Annotated in this window: 16 protein-coding genes, 7 tRNA genes and 1 riboswitch; of the genes, 9 read left to right on the plus strand and 14 right to left on the minus strand. The window is 61.7% G+C overall.

The features are described from left to right. Window positions 1–164: 164 nt before the first annotated feature. The 9 genes from ACP7B9_RS03270 to ACP7B9_RS03310 all read right to left on the minus strand — a co-directional run bounded on the left by ACP7B9_RS03270 (window position 165) and on the right by ACP7B9_RS03310 (window position 10,385). Window positions 165–2,309: a 3-hydroxyacyl-CoA dehydrogenase NAD-binding domain-containing protein gene (locus ACP7B9_RS03270; RefSeq protein WP_425860742.1), complete on the minus strand. Its 2,145-nt coding sequence runs from the start codon at window positions 2,307–2,309 to the stop codon at window positions 165–167. Then, window positions 2,306–3,532: a thiolase family protein gene (locus ACP7B9_RS03275; RefSeq protein ID WP_425860743.1), complete on the minus strand. Its 1,227-nt coding sequence runs from the start codon at window positions 3,530–3,532 to the stop codon at window positions 2,306–2,308. Before ACP7B9_RS03275 ends, ACP7B9_RS03270 begins: the two co-directional genes overlap by 4 nt. A 278-nt stretch (window positions 3,533–3,810) precedes the next feature. Next, window positions 3,811–5,265: an HRDC domain-containing protein gene (locus ACP7B9_RS03280; protein ID WP_425860744.1), complete on the minus strand. Its 1,455-nt coding sequence runs from the start codon at window positions 5,263–5,265 to the stop codon at window positions 3,811–3,813. A gap of 99 nt (window positions 5,266–5,364) precedes the next feature. Further along, window positions 5,365–5,943, minus strand: coding sequence for a DUF3000 domain-containing protein (locus ACP7B9_RS03285; protein ID WP_425860746.1), 579 nt, complete (start codon window positions 5,941–5,943; stop codon window positions 5,365–5,367). A gap of 123 nt (window positions 5,944–6,066) precedes the next feature. Next, complete coding sequence (locus ACP7B9_RS03290; protein WP_425860748.1) at window positions 6,067–7,134, minus strand: threonine aldolase family protein; 1,068 nt, start codon at window positions 7,132–7,134, stop codon at window positions 6,067–6,069. A 43-nt stretch (window positions 7,135–7,177) separates the two neighbouring features. Then, a complete protein-coding gene (locus tag ACP7B9_RS03295; RefSeq protein ID WP_425860749.1) occupies window positions 7,178–7,921 on the minus strand; it encodes an SDR family oxidoreductase in 744 nt (247 codons plus the stop codon). Between the two features lie 18 nt (window positions 7,922–7,939). Further along, on the minus strand, window positions 7,940–9,325 hold the full coding sequence (locus ACP7B9_RS03300; protein ID WP_425860751.1) for a DUF6421 family protein: 1,386 nt from the start codon (window positions 9,323–9,325) through the stop codon (window positions 7,940–7,942). Window positions 9,326–9,429: 104 nt separating this feature from the next. Then, on the minus strand, window positions 9,430–9,879 hold the full coding sequence (gene msrB / locus ACP7B9_RS03305) for a peptide-methionine (R)-S-oxide reductase MsrB (RefSeq protein ID WP_425860752.1): 450 nt from the start codon (window positions 9,877–9,879) through the stop codon (window positions 9,430–9,432). 14 nt (window positions 9,880–9,893) lie between these two features. Then, window positions 9,894–10,385 (minus strand): hypothetical protein, encoded by a 492-nt coding sequence (locus ACP7B9_RS03310; protein ID WP_425860754.1) that lies wholly within the window; start codon window positions 10,383–10,385, stop codon window positions 9,894–9,896. Between the two features lie 125 nt (window positions 10,386–10,510). Here ACP7B9_RS03310 and ACP7B9_RS03315 point away from each other — a divergent pair, with 125 nt between their 5' ends. Beyond that, window positions 10,511–11,728: an alpha/beta fold hydrolase gene (locus ACP7B9_RS03315; protein ID WP_425860756.1), complete on the plus strand. Its 1,218-nt coding sequence runs from the start codon at window positions 10,511–10,513 to the stop codon at window positions 11,726–11,728. 48 nt (window positions 11,729–11,776) lie between these two features. Here the strand turns inward: ACP7B9_RS03315 and ybaK are convergent, their stop codons facing one another. From ybaK to ACP7B9_RS03330, 3 genes are all read right to left on the minus strand, one after another. Beyond that, window positions 11,777–12,280 (minus strand): Cys-tRNA(Pro) deacylase, encoded by a 504-nt coding sequence (gene ybaK, locus ACP7B9_RS03320; RefSeq protein ID WP_425860758.1) that lies wholly within the window; start codon window positions 12,278–12,280, stop codon window positions 11,777–11,779. Window positions 12,281–12,373: 93 nt separating this feature from the next. Next, window positions 12,374–12,832 carry a SufE family protein gene (locus tag ACP7B9_RS03325; RefSeq protein WP_425860760.1) on the minus strand — a complete coding sequence of 153 codons (459 nt, stop codon included), beginning with the start codon at window positions 12,830–12,832 and terminating at the stop codon, window positions 12,374–12,376. A 133-nt stretch (window positions 12,833–12,965) separates the two neighbouring features. After that, complete coding sequence (locus ACP7B9_RS03330; protein WP_425860762.1) at window positions 12,966–13,886, minus strand: sulfurtransferase; 921 nt, start codon at window positions 13,884–13,886, stop codon at window positions 12,966–12,968. A gap of 193 nt (window positions 13,887–14,079) precedes the next feature. Here ACP7B9_RS03330 and zapE point away from each other — a divergent pair, with 193 nt between their 5' ends. Further along, window positions 14,080–15,144, plus strand: a complete 1,065-nt coding sequence (zapE, locus tag ACP7B9_RS03335) for a cell division protein ZapE (protein ID WP_425860763.1) — start codon at window positions 14,080–14,082, stop codon at window positions 15,142–15,144. A gap of 127 nt (window positions 15,145–15,271) precedes the next feature. Here the strand turns inward: zapE and ACP7B9_RS03340 are convergent, their stop codons facing one another. Then, window positions 15,272–15,466, minus strand: a complete 195-nt coding sequence (locus ACP7B9_RS03340) for an antitoxin (RefSeq protein WP_425860765.1) — start codon at window positions 15,464–15,466, stop codon at window positions 15,272–15,274. A 192-nt stretch (window positions 15,467–15,658) separates the two neighbouring features. Further along, window positions 15,659–15,725: riboswitch (guanidine-III (ykkC-III) riboswitch) on the plus strand. Between the two features lie 12 nt (window positions 15,726–15,737). Between ACP7B9_RS03340 and ACP7B9_RS03345 the strand changes: the two genes are divergently transcribed. Continuing rightward, window positions 15,738–16,052 (plus strand): DMT family transporter, encoded by a 315-nt coding sequence (locus ACP7B9_RS03345; RefSeq protein WP_425860767.1) that lies wholly within the window; start codon window positions 15,738–15,740, stop codon window positions 16,050–16,052. Between the two features lie 90 nt (window positions 16,053–16,142). Here the strand turns inward: ACP7B9_RS03345 and ACP7B9_RS03350 are convergent. Beyond that, a tRNA-Val gene (locus ACP7B9_RS03350) sits at window positions 16,143–16,214 on the minus strand. A gap of 429 nt (window positions 16,215–16,643) precedes the next feature. Here ACP7B9_RS03350 and ACP7B9_RS03355 point away from each other — a divergent pair. The 6 genes from ACP7B9_RS03355 (at window position 16,644) to ACP7B9_RS03380 (ending at window position 17,325) form a co-directional block, all read left to right on the plus strand. Beyond that, window positions 16,644–16,716: transfer RNA gene (locus tag ACP7B9_RS03355), tRNA-Gly, on the plus strand. 24 nt (window positions 16,717–16,740) lie between these two features. Then, a tRNA-Cys gene (locus tag ACP7B9_RS03360) sits at window positions 16,741–16,814 on the plus strand. A gap of 47 nt (window positions 16,815–16,861) precedes the next feature. Further along, window positions 16,862–16,933 (plus strand) — tRNA-Val (locus ACP7B9_RS03365). A 59-nt stretch (window positions 16,934–16,992) separates the two neighbouring features. Then, window positions 16,993–17,065 (plus strand) — tRNA-Gly (locus ACP7B9_RS03370). A 74-nt stretch (window positions 17,066–17,139) separates the two neighbouring features. Then, a tRNA-Val gene (locus tag ACP7B9_RS03375) sits at window positions 17,140–17,211 on the plus strand. Between the two features lie 38 nt (window positions 17,212–17,249). After that, a tRNA-Gly gene (locus ACP7B9_RS03380) sits at window positions 17,250–17,325 on the plus strand. Window positions 17,326–17,352 lie beyond the last annotated feature (27 nt).

A 17,352-nucleotide genomic window follows, 5' to 3' on the forward strand; every position in this document is an offset into this window, starting at 1 on the left:
GCGAAACTCAACCGCCGGCCCCGCCCGACCCTCAACCTTGAGACGCCTGCCAACCGACTCAACCAGCTGCTGCAAACAGCAGCATAACCCCCGCGTTGCTACGACCACTTGACTTTGCCGGGTGCAACATCAGCATCAACTGTACTTTCGCGGGGGCTAATTGCTCAGAGCTCTGCGTGGAACGGCTTCCCGTTGACTCGCTGAGAGGCTCCCACGCGGTCCAGATACGGCGTGATGCCGCCCAGGTGCATGGGCCAGCCAGCGCCGAGGATCATGCACAGGTCGATGTCCTCGGGCCCGGCGACGACGCCTTCCTCGAGCATGAGACCGATCTCCTCGGCCAGTGCATCCTGGGTGTTGCGCAACAGTTCCTCGCCCGTTGAGGGCGTGTTGCCGAAGCGCAGGAGCGCCAGAGTATCGGCCGGGATGGAAACGGAACCATCGGCCGCGGTCTCCCAGAGCGCCTTCTTGCCGCCGTCGATCAGGGCCTGCTGATTGGCAGAGACGTGGAAGCGATCACCAAAGGCCGTGTGCAGGGATTCGGTGACGTGCTGGGCCACGGGAATGCCGACCATGGCCAGCAACGTGAACGGCGTCATCGGCATGCCCATAGGGCGCAGTGCTGTGTCGGCCGTGTGTGCGTCGGTGCCCTCGTCGAAGGCCTTGGAGACCTCGGCCATGAGCCGCAACAGCACGCGGTTGACCACAAACGCGGCTGCATCCTTGACCAGCACGGCCGTCTTGCGCAGCGCCTTGGCTGTAGCAAAGGCGGTGGCGAGGACGGCGTCGTCGGTCTTGGGAGCGCGCACAATCTCCAGCAGTGGCATCACGGCCACGGGGTTGAAGAAGTGGAAGCCCACCAAACGCTCGGGGTGCTTGAGGTCCGCCGCCATGGCCGTGACGGACAGTGAGGACGTGTTCGTGGCAAGGATGCACTCGGGGGAGACGATGGCCTCCACCTCGGCGAACACCTGCTTCTTCACGTTGAGTTCCTCAAAGACGGCCTCGATCACGAAGTCCGCATCGGCGAAGACCTCCTTGGAGACCGAGCCCGTCACGAGCGCCTTGGTGCGATTCGCGGCGTCCTGGCTGATCCGACCCTTGGCGAGCAGTCTGTCCACCTCGCCGTGCACGTAGGAAACGCCCTTCTCCACGCGTGCCGCATCAATATCCGTCATGACCACGGGGACCTTGAGCTGGCGGGCGAACAGCAGCGCAAACTGACCGGCCATGAGGCCCGCGCCGACGACTCCGACCTTCGTGACCGGACGCGCCAGCTTCGGGTCGGGAGCACCGGCAGGCTTCTTGGCCCGCTTCTGCACCAAGTCCAGGAACGCGTACACGGTGTCCTTGAACTGCGGGGTGCCCATGAGCTCGGCCAGCGCCAGATCTTCGGCAGCGAAGGATTCCGCCTTCGTGAAGTGCTTGCCCTTTTCCAGCAGCTCGATGACCTTGGCCGGAGCCGGAGCAGCGTTGGAGGTCTTAGCCTCCACAAATGCCTTGGCACGCACGACGGCGGCATCCCACGCTGCGCTGTTCTCCTCGCTCAGCGGTTCGCTCACCGCGTTGGGGCGGCTCACGCTTTCGGCTCCCGAGAGAACGCGGGCGGCCCAGTTGAGCGACTGCTCAACGAAGTCGGCGGGTTCAAAGAGGGCGTCGGCAATGCCGAGCTTGAACGCTGCCGGGCCGCTGAGGGTCCGGTTGTTGGAGAGTGCGTTCTCGATCATGACTGTCACGGCGTTGGACGGGCCGATCAGGCGTGGCAGCAGATAGACGCCGCCCCAGCCGGGGACCAGGCCGAGGAAGGCCTCGGGCAAGGCCAGCGCGCCGGCTCCCGTGGAGACCGTGCGGTAGGTGGCGTTGAGTGCAATCTCGAGTCCGCCGCCCAAGGCCAGGCCGTTGATGAACACAAAGCTGGGAACGCCGAGGTCGTTCAGCGTGGAGTACACATCGTGGCCGAGCTGCGCCATGAGTAAACCGGACTCGTGATCCTTCAGGCTCTTGACGGCCGAAAGGTCGGCACCGGCAACAAGGAAGAACGGCTTGCCTGTGACGCCCACGCCAACAATCTCACCCTTGGCGGCCCGCTCACGCTGGGCCTCCAATACGGTGCCCAGTTCTACCAAGGTGTTGGGCCCCAGCGTTGTGGGGCGGCGGTGGTCCAGATCGTTGTCCAGCGTGATGAGGACAAAGGTTCCCGTGCTGGGGGCGCCGTCCACGCCGGGCAGCGTAATGTCCTGCACGTACGAGTGGGTCACGACCTCGTCGGGGAACAGTGCGGTGAGTTTGGAGAAGTCCTGGGCGCTCATGCTGCGTTCCCTTCGGTGGTGGTGGCGGTGAAGTGGGGGTTTTCCCAGATGACGGTGGCGCCCATGCCGAGGCCGATGCACATGGTCGTGATGCCGTACTGCACGGAGTGATCTTCCTCGAACTGGCGGGCCAGCTGCGTCATGAGGCGCACGCCTGAGGAGGCCAGAGGATGCCCGACGGCGATTGCCCCACCGTAGCGGTTGACGCGCGGGTCGGTGTCGGCGATGCCAAAGTGGTCAAGGAAGGAAAGCACCTGAACGGCGAACGCCTCATTGATTTCAAACAGGCCAATGTCCTCGATGGACAGGCCGGCCAGGCGCAGGGCCTTTTCGGTGGCGGGCACGGGTCCGATGCCCATAACCTCCGGAGCTACACCGGCAAATGCGTAGCTGACGAGGCGCATCTTGACGGGCAGACCAAGCTCCGCGGCAGCCTCGGCGGAGGCCAAAAGTGCCGCCGTCGCGCCGTCGTTCAATCCGGCAGCATTACCGGCGCTGACCCGGCCGTGGGCGCGGAAGGGAGTGCGCAGGGCCGCGAGGTCTTCCAGGGTGGTGCCGGGGCGGGGCGGCTCATCAACAGAGTTGAGCGTCCAGCCTGCGCCGGGCTTCATGGTGGCAACGGGGACCATATCGGCCTGGATCTGATCCTTGGCATAGGCTGCAGCCAATTTGTTCTGGCTGGCAACGGCGTAGGCGTCCGTGCGGTCCTTCGTGATGGCGGGGAAGCGGTCATGCAGGTTCTCCGCCGTGTTGCCCATGTTCAGGGCGGCCGGGTCAACAATGCGTTCGGACATGAAACGAGGGTTCGGATCAGAGCCGGCACCCATGGGATGGTGCCCCATGTGCTCAACGCCGCCGGCAATGACCACGTCATAGGCGCCAATACCAATACCCGACGCCGTGGTGGTCACGGCCGTCATGGCGCCGGCGCACATGCGGTCAATGGCAAAACCTGGAACGGACTGGGGGAGCCCGGCCAGCAGTGCCGCGGTGCGGCCGATTGTCAGGCCCTGATCACCGGTCTGGGTTGTGGCGGCGATGGCCACCTCATCGATGCGTGCGGGAGGCAGTTCGGGATTGCGGCGCATGAGCTCGCGGATGCACTTGACCACCAGATCGTCAGCGCGGGTGTTGGCATAGATGCCCTTCTCCCCAGCACGGCCAAAGGGGGTGCGGACGCCGTCCACAAAGACAACATCTCTAATTTGCCGGTTTTGGCGCATGCCTAGCTCCTCGAATGCAAACAACGGGTGTCGATCAGCCCAAGGACTTTGGGGACGACTGTGTCAGACATCATGTTACCCATGAGTAACTTAGAGGTCAAAATCCCCTCCCCAACGCGGCATCACATTACGGCCATTAAAGCCCAACGCCGCATCACATTGCGGCTATTAACGCCAACCGCTGCAGCAGTGACTGCTGCAGCGTTTGGAAAAGCCGCCGTAAAGTGATGCAGCGTTTGGGAAAAACCGCCGTAAAGTGATGCAGCGTTTGGGGTGGGCTATGCGGTGGGGTTTTGCTTCGGGGCCTTGGGTTCCTTGGGCGGAAGGGGTTCCGGGTTTGCCAGGGCCTCGGTCAGCAGGGCCGCGGAGAGCTCGATCTGCCAGGGCCGGGCACCGAGTTCGGCCAGCTGCGCCGAGATGGCCTCGAGCGTGATGGTCGCTGGGGGGCGCCAGCAGACACGGCGCAGGAAGTCGGGAGTGAGGATGTTCTCCGCCGGAATGTTGATTGACTCCGCCAGCTCGGCCAGGCGCGGACGCGCGGTTGCCAAACGGGCTGCGGCCTCAGCATCCCGCTCTGCCCAAATACGTGGCGGCGGGGGAGCATTGGTTGAGACCTGCAGCGGCGGCAGATCTGAGCCGTTCTTTGCGCTCTGGATGGCGTGGAGCCACTTCGGGGCATCGCGTTTGGCTGCACGACCGTGGAAACCTGAAAGCGCCAGCAACGCCGGAACAGTGGTGGGCATGCCCTTCGCCGCGGCAATGATGGCCGAATCCGGAATCAGGCGCGAGGGTGCAATATCGCGGTGCTCGGCAAGCTTTTCACGCGTGTACCAAAGTTCGCGCACAGCACCCAGCTGCACGCGATTGCGGATGGTGTGCGAACCGGAGGTGCGGCGCCAGGGATCAACACGTGGTGCCGGGACTCCGGCATCGAGGAGGCTCTGAAATTCCTGGGCAGCGTAGTCCAGCTTGCCGTCCTTCTCTAGGAGGGCAACGAGCTCTTCCTCAAGATCAACCAGGACCTCAACATCAAGGGCGGCGTAGCGCAACCACGGCTCGGGCAGAGGGCGTGTGGACCAGTCGGCGGCCGAATGTTCCTTGGCCAGGTGGAAGCCCAGGAGGGACTCCACCACTGCGCCAAGGCCAACGCGCGGCAGTCCGGCGATTCGGGCGGCAAGTTCTGTGTCAAAAAGTTTGTCCGGCCACATGCCAACGCCGGCAAGGCATGGGAGGTCCTGGCTGGCCGCGTGCAGGATCCACTCGACACCGCGCAAGGCATCATCGATGATCTTCAAATCATCAAAGGCCTCGGGGTCGATGAGCCACGTACCGGCTCCTTCGCGTCGGATCTGCACCAGCATGGCGCGCTGGCCGTAGCGGAATCCGGAGGCCCGCTCGGTGTCAACGGCCGCCGGGCCGCTGCCTGCGGCCAGGGCGGCCGCGCAGCGCTTCAGGGCAGGTTCGGTTTCAACGACGGCGGGAACTCCGTCACGCGGCGTATCCAGCTCGACGAGGTCGGGCAATTCACCCAGCTCTACGCGGACGCCGTCAATGACAACGCTGGTCAGCGGGGCAGGAGCAACTTCGGTGCTTGTCCCGCCGGTGTCCTGGGTGTTTGCTGCGCCAAGGCTGGATGACTCAATGCCGGACGACGCCGGAGTGTCGTGGCCTTGACGCGTTGTGGACATTTTGGTCCGGGCGCGGCTGTGCGTGCTTGATTCTGGGTTGGTCATGATGCCCTTAGTCTACCGAATGGCGAAGATGCAGTTGGGCAACGGCCTCTCGCACGGCTTTTTCAAGCCTGAAAGGTGTGTCTTTCGCGAGGGGTGTAGTCAGCGCTCGGTGCCGTTGCGCCGGCGAGGCAGCAGGGTGACGCCCTCCGGCACGGGAGGTAGTCCCGCAAAGGTACACACAATGTTGGCCCACGCTTCGAGGTGGGGGCCAATGGTTGTCCCCGTGGGTGTCCATGAGGCGCGCAGTTCAATGTCCACGGCGTCGGGGCGGGTGGCGAGACTGCCATAACTTTCCGAGAGGATGCGCGTGGCGGTCCCTCCGGCGTTCGTGTACTGGGAGCCTTGTTCCGCCAACGCCTCGACGAGCCAGGCCCACGCAACATTTCCCAAAAGGGAGTCATTGCCAATGTCAGCTTCGAGCTGAGCCCGGACGTAGGTGACGATCCTAAACGTGCCACCCCACAGGGCGGAACCCTGTGGATCGTGGAGCAGGATGAAGCGGCCGGTGGCGAGCTCCTCGCCGTCGACCATTATCTCGGCACCAAACGCCACCCCGTAGGGGGCCAGTCGCGCAGGGGCGGGAACTTCGGCAAGTTTCAGTTCGCTCCGGCACTGTGCAGAGCGCAGCGAGGCCAGGGCGGTTTGAAAGTCAGCTGGAAGCTGGGAGAGGAAGCTCACATTGGCAGGTTATGTCGGTACCGGCGAGTATGGCGACAGGCGCGCCGGTAAGGGCACCCTGAGGACCCTTCCGGAGCTGCCAGACCCTTCACGGCCGGCGCAAACCGGCCGGGCTCAGTTGCCTTAGCCCAGCTCAACTTTCAAGGCAGCCACGAAAGCATCGACATCGGCCTCGGAAGTATCAAAGGAGCACATCCACCGGACCTCGCGCGCAGCTTCGTCCCAATCGTAAAAACGGAACTTTTCACGCAGGCGCTCGGCCACGCCATCGGGCAGGATGGCAAAGACGCCATTGGACTCGGTGGCCTGGGTGCACTCCACCTGTGGGAGATGTTCGACGGCGGCACGCAGCTTCGCGGCCATGGCGTTGGCGTGCCCGGCGGATTTCAGCCACAGGTCATCGCTCAGCAGCGCCAGCAATTGGGCGGAGATGAAGCGCATCTTGGAGGAGAGCTGCATGTTCAGCTTGCGCAGGTAGATGAGCCCGTCGGCGGCTTCGGGGTTGAGCGCCACGATGGCTTCACCGAAAATGATCCCGTTCTTGGTGCCACCAAAGGACAGCACATCCACGCCGGCATCGGAGGTGAATTCGCGCACCGGCACGCCCAGGTGCGCGGCGGCGTTGGCCAGGCGGGCGCCGTCCATATGCACCTTCATGCCGAGGGAGTGGGCGTGATCGCAGATGGCGCGAACCTCCTCCGGGGTGTAGCAGGTACCTAGCTCGGTGGTCTGGGTGATGGAGACGGCCAAGGGCTGGGCGCGGTGCTCGTCGCCAAAGCCCCATGCTTCCTTGTCGATGAGCTCGGGTGTCAGTTTGCCGTTGGGTGTGGCGACGGCCAGCAGCTTCATTCCGCCCACGCGCTCCGGTGCCCCGTTTTCATCCATGTTGATGTGGGCGGTGGCCGCGCACACCACGGCGCCCCAGCGAGGCAGGAGCGATTGCAGTGCCACCACGTTGGCGCCGGTGCCGTTGAAGACCGGGAATACGTCAACGTCCTTGCCGAACAGTGTTCCCATTTCCTCGCGTAGGCGGGAGGTGTAAACGTCCTCGCCGTACGCCACCTGGTGGCCACCATTGGCTGCCGTCAGTGCGGCTAGGACCTCGGGGTGGACCCCGGAATAGTTGTCAGAGGCGAAGCTGATCACGCTAGCGTCGTGGAGTTGGGTGGTTTCGGTGCTGCCAATGCTCACAATGTGCCTTCGATGGGGTGCGTAAATCGGGGTATTAGTTTACTTACAGAATAATGCGCGCGCCGTTGAGCCCGGGCGTGCTGAACAGCCCCGTCACGGACTCGGCCAGTACGCTCACATCCGTGAAGCCGGGGAACGAACGTTCCGGGGAGCGTTCCCGCATGGGGTCATCAACAAGGGCTTTCACGACAAGGACGACGGCGGCACTCGGCTCGGGCGCCTCAGCCGCCTCGTGTTGGGCTGCCTGTGCTGTCTTGGCTGCCTGTGCGGCAAACCCCTGCGCAATGGACTGGACCCATGCTTCGGCCGCGGCCTTGATGGCTGCGTAGCTGGCGTTGCCAGCCGTAGGTGCCGTGACCGAGGTGGAGGACACGATGGCCAGCCGCCCGACAGGGGACGCGGCCAGATCGTCATAAAATGCCCGGCTTGTGTTGCGCAAGGTGGTCAGGACCGAGGTGTGGAGGAAGTCCCAATCGGCGTCGGATTGCGCGACGATGCCGCCGCCACCGCGCCACCCGCCCACCAAGTGGATGAGACCGTCAACGGAGCCAAATTCGGCACGAATCTGCGCAGCAAGGGTCGCCACGGCGCCAGCGTCCGCCAGGTCGCAAGCGAGGGGGACGGCGCCGCCGGTGAGTTCGGCCGCCGCCGTGATGCGTCCGGCGTCGGAACCTACCGTGAGCACACGCAGTCCGGCCGCCACGAGGGAACGGGCCACGGCGATGCCTGCGGCACTGCTGCCGCCGGCGATCACCACCAACGGGGTTTGCTGTGCGGAAGTTGTCATGGAACTTACAGTACCCACTTATGCGACGCTGGCGCCGGTGATGCCGGCCGTGGAGTCGATGACGGTGCGCATCTTCTTCTCCAGTGCCTCGTAGAACATGGAGAGGGGGAATTCATCGTCCATGACCTGGTCGGTCATTTCACGCAACGGTGCGTTCAAGGGCAGAGCGTCGGGACCCTTGGCCCAGGTTGACGCCGGGTTGGGAGTCACCGTGGCGGAGACCAGCTGGTACGCCGCGAGCCAGTGAGCCAGCTTGGGTCGGTCGATCGAGCGCCAGTAGAGCTCCTCGATCTGCTGCCCCAACGCGATAACGACGTCGGGCACCTCGGCCCAATCGATGGTCAGCTTGGTGTCCGTCCAGTGCAGTACGTGGTGCTGGTGCAACCAGGCGAACAGCAACTGCCCGCCCAGGCCGTCGTAGTTGCGGACCCGAGAGCCGGTGATGGCGAAACGGAAAATCCGGTCGAAAATCACCGCGTACTGGACCAGCTTTGCTTGCTTACGGGCCTCCGGGGACGCCTTTTCGTCATGCTCAACGGCCACCGATTCGCGGTAGGCCGTCAGGTCGCAGCGCAGTTCCTCCAGCGAGTACAGGAAGTACGGCATGCGCTGCTTGATCATGAACGGGTCGAACGGTAGATCGCCGCGCATGTGCGTCCTGTCGTGGATTAGATCCCACATGACGAATGTTTCCGTTGTCAGGGCCTGATCATCCAACATTTCCAGGGCATCGGCCGGCAATTCCAAACGGGTGACAGCGGCAGCTTCGCGCGTCACGCGGCGGAAGCGGGCGGCTTCGCGGTCCTGGAAGATGGCGCCCCACGTAAAGGTGGGTGTTTCGCGGACCGAGACGCTTTCCGGGAACAAGACGGCGGAGTTGGTGTCGTAGCCAGCCGTGAAGTCAATGAAGCGCAACGGGACAAAGAGCTTATTGGAGTAGCTGCCGGCCTCGAGCTCGCCAATGAATTCAGGCCAGATGACATCCACCAATACGGCTTCTACATGGCGTGAGGTGGAGCCGTTCTGCGTGTACATGGGGAACACCACAAGGTGGCCAAGGCCGTTGATCCGCTGTTCCTGCGGGTTGAAGGCCATGAGTGAATCAAGGAAGTCAGGAACGCCAAGCCCGGACTCTGCCCAGCGGGAGAAATCGGTGACGAGCAGTTCCAAGTAGCTGGCATCATGCGGGAAGTGCGGCGCCAGTTCCGTGATGGCAGTCTTGATCGAATCGATCAGCCCAGTGGCCCGGGCGTGGTGGGAGGTTTCCGGGACGGAGCCGTCCTTGGCCTGGAGCTCGGCCAGCTCCGTGGCTGCCTGCTTCAGGGACAGCCACGCAGCATGGTGGGCCAAGGTGCCATAGTCAAATGCGCTGGTCAGGCCAGTGTTTTCAAGTGTGACGTTCATAGTATCCAGTCCTTGCTACGCGGTGCCTTGTGGCATTTTTCGAGCGTAACAAAGGAACAGGAAAACTAATCTGTAATAGCCTCAAGCATAAGAGACTGTCATGCTCAGGGCTTTTGAGGAGCGTTGGGCGAAAGCTCCACAGGGCCTTCCCTCAGGGTCAGCGCAATCGAGTTGATGCAGAATCGTTCGTCAGTGGGGGTGTCATACCCTTCGCCTTCAAAGAGGTGTCCCAGGTGCGAGTCGCAGGACGCGCACCTGACCTCAACGCGCTTCATCCCCAGCGTGTTGTCGTGCAGGTACCGTACGGTGCCATCTGCCAGGGGGGCAAAGAAGGACGGCCAGCCGCAATGCGAGGAAAACTTCTCCTTGGAGGTGAATAATTCGGCTCCGCACGCCCGGCAGGCGTAAACGCCTTCCTGAGTGGAGTCCCAGTATTCGCCCGTAAACGGGCGCTCTGTACCCGCCTGACGCAACACCTGGTACTCGGCAGGGCTCAGCTCCTCGCGCCACTGTTCATCGGTTTTTGCAACGGTGGAATCTTCAAAAGTGCTCATGCTTGTCTCAACGCTCAGGAGTCGCCAATAAATCCCGAACCGGAGTACAAATGCAAAACCGGCAGCCCGAGCTTCCGTTGTGCCTGATGCGCCCAGTCACGGCGGAACGTGTCGGCAACGGCATGCGGGCGGGTGACCACCACGGCTTGGCTTGCGCCCAGCTCGGTGACCTTGGCTACCAAGGAGGAAACGGCGTCGCCCTCTGCCACTGCACCGGTGGCCTTTGCCCCGGCTGCGGTCAAGGCGGCCATGGAGGCGGCGAGAATTTCGTTCGCTTCTGCCCTGACGGCATCGGCATTGGGTTTTTCGCGAAGCTCACGCATGACCCCTGGCAGATCCAGCATGGTCAGCTGGTCCACCACGTCCACGAAGAGGTTGCGCTTGGTGTCGGCAGGAACCAGCAACACCAGCTCAACATCGTCCTCGGGGCCGTAGAGGTCGGAGATGTTCTCCACGTCCACGGCAGTCAGTGGTTCTTCGGTCAGGATGATGATTGTCTCACTCATGGCACCAGCATAGGCTTCCGGGCCGCAGAAACAAGATGCACCGTTGGTGGACACGAGGTGAAAGTTGTGCAGGTGTCCGGTGTGCCGCACTTCGCAGCCGAGCGGCGATGAGTGAGAATAGGGACATGGCTACCTCGGAAACGCAGTCAAGTACATGGCTCAAGTGGGGTGCCCTGGGCGCCGGAGCAGCGGGGGCTGGTGCGATCGCCGTTGTGACAGCAACCTCAGGCCTCGCCGCTTACTTCGCGAGGAGAGTGGTGACTCCGGAGAAGCAACGCCTGGACGATCTCGCCATCCTGGCCGTCATCACCGACGGACCAAGGCTGCAAGTGGTTCTGGAAGCCACTCCGGACACCATCATCGAGGGCAACTACGGGCTGTTCTTCAATGGCAGCCGGGGCCACGCCATCATCGGCCCCATCATTTCTTATGTGCCCCGCGAAGGCAGCATCACGCGCGAGGTCATCGCCGTTCACAGCGGAGATCTGCGCACGGCCACCGCCGGCTGGTGGTCTGGAAACCTCTACTCGCACCCTGAACAGATGGGCCTTGAGAGTGAGGACGTCACCCTTGACCTGCCTGACGGTCCGGCCCCGGCCTGGTTGCTGCCCGCCCCGAACCCCGGCCCCACCTGGGCCATCATGGTTCATGGGCGCGGTGCCACCCGCAACGAAGGTTTGCGGGCGGTACCCACGGCCCATCGCTTGGGGATGAATGCCCTGCTGATTTCTTACAGGAACGACGGCGATGCCCCCAAGGCCTCCGACGGCCGGTATGGGCTTGGGGTCACCGAGTGGGCCGATGTTGAGGTGGCGATCGACTTTGCCATTGCGCGAGGCGCCAAGGACGTGGTCCTGTTCGGTAACTCCATGGGTGGTGCCATCTGTTTGCAGGCCGCCGACGTCGGACGTAACAGGAAGCACGTCCTGGCCATGGTTTTGGATGCGCCGGTGATCAACTGGATTGAGGTGCTGGCCCATCAGGCCCAGCTCAATCGGATCCCCAACTACATTGGCCGGTACGCACAATTGATGCTGACTCATCCACTGGGACGGCGCATTACCGGGCTGGCCGCACCGGTCAATTTCAAGAGCATGGATTGGGTGAGCCGCGCCATTGAGCTGCGGACGCCGTCGCTCATTTTGCACAGTATTGACGATGACTTTGTACCGTATGGACCCACGGCCGAGTTGGCCAAGCGCAATCCTGAAATGGTGACCTTTGAACCGTTCAGCAAGGCCCGCCATACCAAGGAATGGAACGTGGAACCCGCACGGTGGGAGAGCACCGTTGAATCATGGTTGCGCCCCCGTTTGGGAAGGTATGCGCTGCCGCGGGAATGAACTCTTCGCCGTGGCTGCACGGCCACTGACTGCACAGCCGCCAATCGGCTAGATTTTGGCGACGCCGATGTTCGCCGTCGTGCCCTTGGTCAGAGCCAGCAGATCACCGGGGGAGAGCTCCACGTCAAAGCCGCGTCGCCCACCCGAGACGTAGATGGTGTCAAACAAGAGAGCTGATTCGTCCACGACGGTGGGAGAGTGCTGGCGTTGCCCCACGGGGGAGATGCCGCCCAAAACGTATCCTGTGCGGCGTTGAGCTAGGGCGGGATCGGCCATGGCCGCCTTTTTATGACCGCAAGCATGAGCCAGTGCTTTCAGATCCAAGGAGCCGTTGACGGGAACCACCGCGGCAGTTAGGACTCCATCCACATCTGTCATCAGGGTCTTGAAGACTCTTTCAGGGGGAACTCCCAAAACCTCTGCAGCCTCGAGGCCAAAGTTGGTGTTGGCAGGATCGTGGGCGTAGGCATGAGGCGTGAAGCTCACACCTGCTGCAGTCAACGCAACGGTTGCTGGCGTGCCGGTACTGTCGGTGGCGTGCTTTTTTCCCATGGCCTCATTATGGCAGCGAAATGCCCCGCAACACCACGGTGAACTGTGGCTTTACGGGGCATTTACGCGCGCTCCTCAGGCTTAGACCCAGACTTAGACTGCAGGGCGTACGCCGTTGGCAATCTTGCGCTTGACCCGTCCCAACATGGCGGACATGCCGCGCATGCGCAGGGGCGAGATGGCCCGGGTCAGACCCAATTGCTCGGGCATGTCATCGGGAACGGCCAGGATCTCCTCGGCGGTCAAGCCATCCAGTCCCTCAAAAAGGACCGAAGCGAAGCCGCGCGTTGTGGGTGCTTCCGGCGGAGCCTGGAAGAACAGGCGAATCACCTCACCCTTGTCCGTCTTCTCTGCTTCAACGGTCAGGAACAGTGGCGACTGGCATTCCAGCACCTGCTCCAACAACTCAGGATGGTTCGCCAGCCGCTCCGGCAGGGGCGGGAGCGAGCGGGAGAACTCCAGAAGCAGCGTCAAACGGTCGCGTTCTTCGAGTTCCTTGAAATCATTGACGATTTCGGCCAATGCTGGGGGGAGTGCTTGTGAAGTAGTCATCGGTTAAATCGTACGTTTCTTTCGTGGAGGATGTGAAACAAGAAGCTGTCCTGTCCATTCGCCCGAGGGATCCAATGTGCCGACGCGCTGGCGGCTGCACATTGGGAGCGGCTGCACATTGGGAGGGGCGGGACTAGTTTGAGTTGGGGAGTGCCCCGCGCTCGGAGCCGACGGCGATCGGCACGCGGACCGCGTTGCCCCATTCGGTCCAGGAACCGTCATAGTTGCGCACGGTCTCAAAGCCCAGCAGGAACTTCAAGGCAAACCAGGTGTGGCTGGAACGCTCACCGATGCGGCAGTAGGCAACCACGTCATCTCCTGCAACGAGGCCGGCCTCTCCGAGGTAGAGAGCCTCGAGCTCTTCGCGTGAACGGTAGGTGCCGTCTTCGGCGGCTGCACGGGCCCACGGGATGGATGCTGCGGTGGGGATGTGTCCGCCACGAAGCGTTCCTTCCTGGGGGTAGGCAGGCATGTGGGTGCGCTCTCCGGTGTACTCCTCGGTGGAACGGACATCGATCAACGGCTTGCCCAGGTGGGCCAGGACGTCGTCCTTGTAGGCGCGGATGGGAGCGTCGTTGCGCTCTACCACCGGGTAGTCGGCTGCCGGGGTGACGACGGTGGCGTCGGTGGTGAATTCGCGGCCCTCGGCAATCCACTTGTCACGTCCGCCGTCGAGCAGGCGAACATCTTCGTGGCCGAACAAGGTGAAGACCCACAGGGCGTACGCGGCCCACCAGTTGGACTTGTCACCGTAGACAACCACGGTGGTGTCGCGGGAGATGCCCTTGGCTGCGGCAAGGAGAGCGAAAGCTGCGCCGTCGATGTAGTCGCGAGTGACGTCGTCGTTCAGGTCTGTGTGCCAGTCAATCTTGACGGAACCGGGAATGTGGCCCGTTTCGTACAGGAGCACATCTTCGTCGGATTCGACCACGACAAGGCTGCCGTCGGCCGTGGCGCCGTTGGCAAGAGCCTGGGCCAGCCACTCGGTGGAGACCAGACGCTCGGGGTGGGCGTACGCGGCAAACTTCTCGTTCGATTCAACTGCTACAGGCATGATGCCCCTTCGTGTAGATCGCTCGTACCGGGATTGCACCGGCCGTTGGTGTTCCCTACAGTAACCAGCGGGGGTGCCAGAAACTTCCCTCACGTTAACGAAACGCAATATGCGGTGGGTATTCTTGTATCCGTGAGTCTTGGGGCTGTCTTCTCCGACTCGGCAAAAAATTCTTCATGATCGGAACATTTCCTTGGTACAAGTTGAACAACTTTCCACGCGCCGCCCTGCAGTCTCGGTGGAAGAACTGCTGAAGGGCTTTGTTCCGTCGCCGCGTTTTGGCGAGGTTTCCTTCAATACCTACCGCCCCGATCCGTCCCAGCCCTCGCAATCTGAGGCAGTGACGCTGCTGCAGGAATTTGCCGCAGGAACGAAGGTCAAGCCGGTCAGCGGATTGCGCAAACTCTTTGGCGGGAAGGGCGGCAAGTCGAAGGGTGCCGCCTCGCGTGCTGGAATCTACCTTGACGGTGGATTTGGTGTGGGCAAGACCCACCTGCTGTCTTCCCTGTGGCACCAGGTTGAGGGCCCCAAGGCCATCGGCACCTTTGTGGAGTACACGAACCTTGTGGGTGCCTTGTCGTTCCGCAAGACCGTGGAGGCCTTGAGCAGCTACAAGCTGGTGTGCATTGACGAATTTGAACTTGATGATCCCGGAGACACCGTGCTGATGTCCCGGCTCATGCGTGAATTGGCCGACGCCGGAGTCAAGTTGGCGGCAACGTCCAACACCCTGCCGGGTTCCTTGGGTGACGGCCGTTTTGCGGCGGTTGACTTCCAGCGCGAAATTCAGGTGCTTGCTGACCAGTTCGAGATCCTGCACATTGACGGTGAGGACTTCCGCCACCGCGGACTGCCCACCCCGCCCGAGCCGGTGGCCAACAGCGACCTTGATGCCCGCATGCGCCATGACTTCGCCGGACGCACCGTTGCGGTGGATGATTTCGCCACCTTGGTTGACCACCTCGCTGGTGTGCACCCATCTCGATACCGGCAGATGCTGGCGGGCATTGATGCAGTGGTGTGGCGCAATGTCCACACCATCACGGAGCAGTCTGTTGCGCTGCGTTTTGTTGTTCTTGCCGACAGGCTCTATGACAAGGACGTGCCGATCCTGGCCAGCGGTGTTCCGTTGGATCAGCTGTTCACGCCGGAAATGATGACCGGCGGTTACCAAAAGAAGTATTTCCGCGCTGTGTCCCGTTTGACGGCGTTGGCCCGCGAAGCCCAGGAAGTCAGCACAGCGGTTCCTGTGGGCTAACTTCCGTACGGCTTGAGTTCTCGGCGGCAGCTTGGTGCCGCCCGTTAAAGCCAGAAGGCGTCGGTACCGTCTCTCGACGGGACCGACGCCTTCTTTGACGCCTTGCTTAGGGGCGAAGGGCTGTGGATTACTGTCCAGCTGCGTTCTGGCCGTCGACGTAGTCGCCTGCGGCCTTCTGTGCGCCATCAACCTGGTCTGCGAACTTGCCACCGGTCTTGTCGTCGACAAAGTCGCCAACCTTCTCGATGCCGTCCTTGACCTGGTCGCCGTGGCTACCGATCAGTTCCTCGGCCTTGCCCTTAATGTCGTCAAAAATAGACAATTGGCACCTCCCTTCGTTCCTGGGGCCATTGGCGCCCCAACTTTTTCCAGCATAGTGCGCACGGTCACGATGTCAACGATTTGAGCCAATAGCGTAGGCGCGCGCCAAAACTTATCCTCGGATCAGCCATTTACCCGGACGCTTTGGCTGATTCCTTGGCTGATTCTCCAGCTGATTAAAGGAGTGTGCCATCATGGGTTTTGCCACAAGGCACCCGGACGAGGTGCGCCGTACCCGGACAGCGACAAGACGGCGTCGAGGAGCGTTATCAATGGCATGGATAGTTTTAGTTGTCTCGGGTATGTTGGAGGCCGTTTGGGCCACCGCACTTGGCAAAAGTGAAGGATTCTCCAAACTGGGCCCGAGTATCGTCTTTGTGGTTTCGCTGATTGCCAGCATGGCCGGCTTGGCCTGGGCTATGCGAACTCTTCCCGTGGGGACCTCTTACGCAGTCTGGGTTGGCATTGGCGCCACCTTGACGGTCGCATATGCCATGGCCACCGGCACCGAAACGATCTCAGTCATCAAGGTTCTGCTCTTGCTTGGCCTGATCGGCTGCATTATTGGGCTCAAACTAGCCCACTAGGAGACTGGCTCATCCCTTGCCACCGGAGTTTAGGCACGAAAAAGCCCCTCTGATCAGCGTTGAAGCTGCTCAGAGGGGCGTCTTAGTGAGTGGGCGATACTGGGTTCGAACCAGTGACCTCTCCGGTGTGAACGGAACGCGCTACCACTGCGCCAATCGCCCAAAAAACCAATATAATCGGCAGTGCCGATCATGGGCGTTCTTTGGTGCGTTCAAAAGAATAGCTCAAAGGTTCGCGTGCACATAATCGGCATTTTTGAATCTGAGCCGACCCCGAGTTGGCTGGCCGTTACGGCGGCGGGGGAGTGGCCGGCGTCGGACGGGTGAGGGCATTAACGGGTCATATGTGACGAGGACCTCACGGGCGAATATGGCATAAAACCCCAAAAAGGGCCCTGAAATGACATCGGTGTAATTCGAACGCTGCTGTCAAAAACCGCGTCATATCAACGATCCGGGCCTCCTTGGTCCAGGGCTCGGCACGCCAAGGCACCCACGATTTGGTGTTTGGGAATGCGCTCGGGTAATGTTTTCACCGCAGCAACACGGACTGCCGAAGCGGAAACGCTGAAGCAATGAAATGAAGCTCAAGTGGTCGTAGCTCAGCTGGTAGAGCACCACCTTGCCAAGGTGGATGTCGCGAGTTCGAATCTCGTCGACCACTCGTAGGACACCGATCAGTACACACGGTGGGGTGGCCGAGAGGCGAGGCAACGGACTGCAAATCCGTGCACACGGGTTCGAATCCCGTTCCCACCTCCATTTGGCTGATCCGAGGTATTTTGCTGTATAGTTCAGCGGGATGCATTGGGCGATTGGCGCAGCGGTAGCGCGCTTCCCTGACACGGAAGAGGTCACTGGTTCGATCCCAGTATCGCCCACGAATGAACTTAATTGTTCGTTCTTCTGATGAATTTCAGACGGTGTAGTACAGCAACATGTGGTCGTAGCTCAGCTGGTAGAGCACCACCTTGCCAAGGTGGATGTCGCGAGTTCGAATCTCGTCGACCACTCGGAGAAAGCGGGGAATGCCGGAATCCTTAGGGTTCCGGCATTTTCATGCGATTCTTTTTGAAAAAGTAAATATGGGCGATTGGCGCAGCGGTAGCGCGCTTCCCTGACACGGAAGAGGTCACTGGTTCGATCCCAGTATCGCCCACGAATGAACTACCAGGTTCATTTGAAGTTGTAACACATGTGGTCGTAGCTCAGCTGGTAGAGCACCACCTTGCCAAGGTGGATGTCGCGAGTTCGAATCTCGTCGACCACTCCAAATAAACATGAAATGCCGGAACCCGTC

The sequence above is a fragment of the Arthrobacter sp. TWP1-1 genome, from assembly GCF_049897845.1.
GTDB lineage: Bacteria > Actinomycetota > Actinomycetes > Actinomycetales > Micrococcaceae > Specibacter.

Bases quoted from the DNA above. Each gene is read 5' to 3' on its own strand.
- ACP7B9_RS03270 (WP_425860742.1), bottom strand. From the start codon at position 2,309: ATGAGCGCCCAGGACTTCTCCAAACTCACCGCACTGTTCCCCGACGAG.
- ACP7B9_RS03275 (WP_425860743.1), bottom strand. From the start codon at position 3,532: ATGCGCCAAAACCGGCAAATTAGAGATGTTGTCTTTGTGGACGGCGTC.
- ACP7B9_RS03280 (WP_425860744.1), bottom strand. From the start codon at position 5,265: ATGACCAACCCAGAATCAAGCACGCACAGCCGCGCCCGGACCAAAATG.
- ACP7B9_RS03295 (WP_425860749.1), bottom strand. From the start codon at position 7,921: ATGACAACTTCCGCACAGCAAACCCCGTTGGTGGTGATCGCCGGCGGC.
- ACP7B9_RS03300 (WP_425860751.1), bottom strand. From the start codon at position 9,325: ATGAACGTCACACTTGAAAACACTGGCCTGACCAGCGCATTTGACTAT.
- msrB (WP_425860752.1), bottom strand. From the start codon at position 9,879: ATGAGCACTTTTGAAGATTCCACCGTTGCAAAAACCGATGAACAGTGG.
- ACP7B9_RS03310 (WP_425860754.1), bottom strand. From the start codon at position 10,385: ATGAGTGAGACAATCATCATCCTGACCGAAGAACCACTGACTGCCGTG.
- ACP7B9_RS03315 (WP_425860756.1), top strand. From the start codon at position 10,511: ATGGCTACCTCGGAAACGCAGTCAAGTACATGGCTCAAGTGGGGTGCC.
- ybaK (WP_425860758.1), bottom strand. From the start codon at position 12,280: ATGGGAAAAAAGCACGCCACCGACAGTACCGGCACGCCAGCAACCGTT.
- ACP7B9_RS03325 (WP_425860760.1), bottom strand. From the start codon at position 12,832: ATGACTACTTCACAAGCACTCCCCCCAGCATTGGCCGAAATCGTCAAT.
- ACP7B9_RS03330 (WP_425860762.1), bottom strand. From the start codon at position 13,886: ATGCCTGTAGCAGTTGAATCGAACGAGAAGTTTGCCGCGTACGCCCAC.
- ACP7B9_RS03345 (WP_425860767.1), top strand. From the start codon at position 15,738: ATGGCATGGATAGTTTTAGTTGTCTCGGGTATGTTGGAGGCCGTTTGG.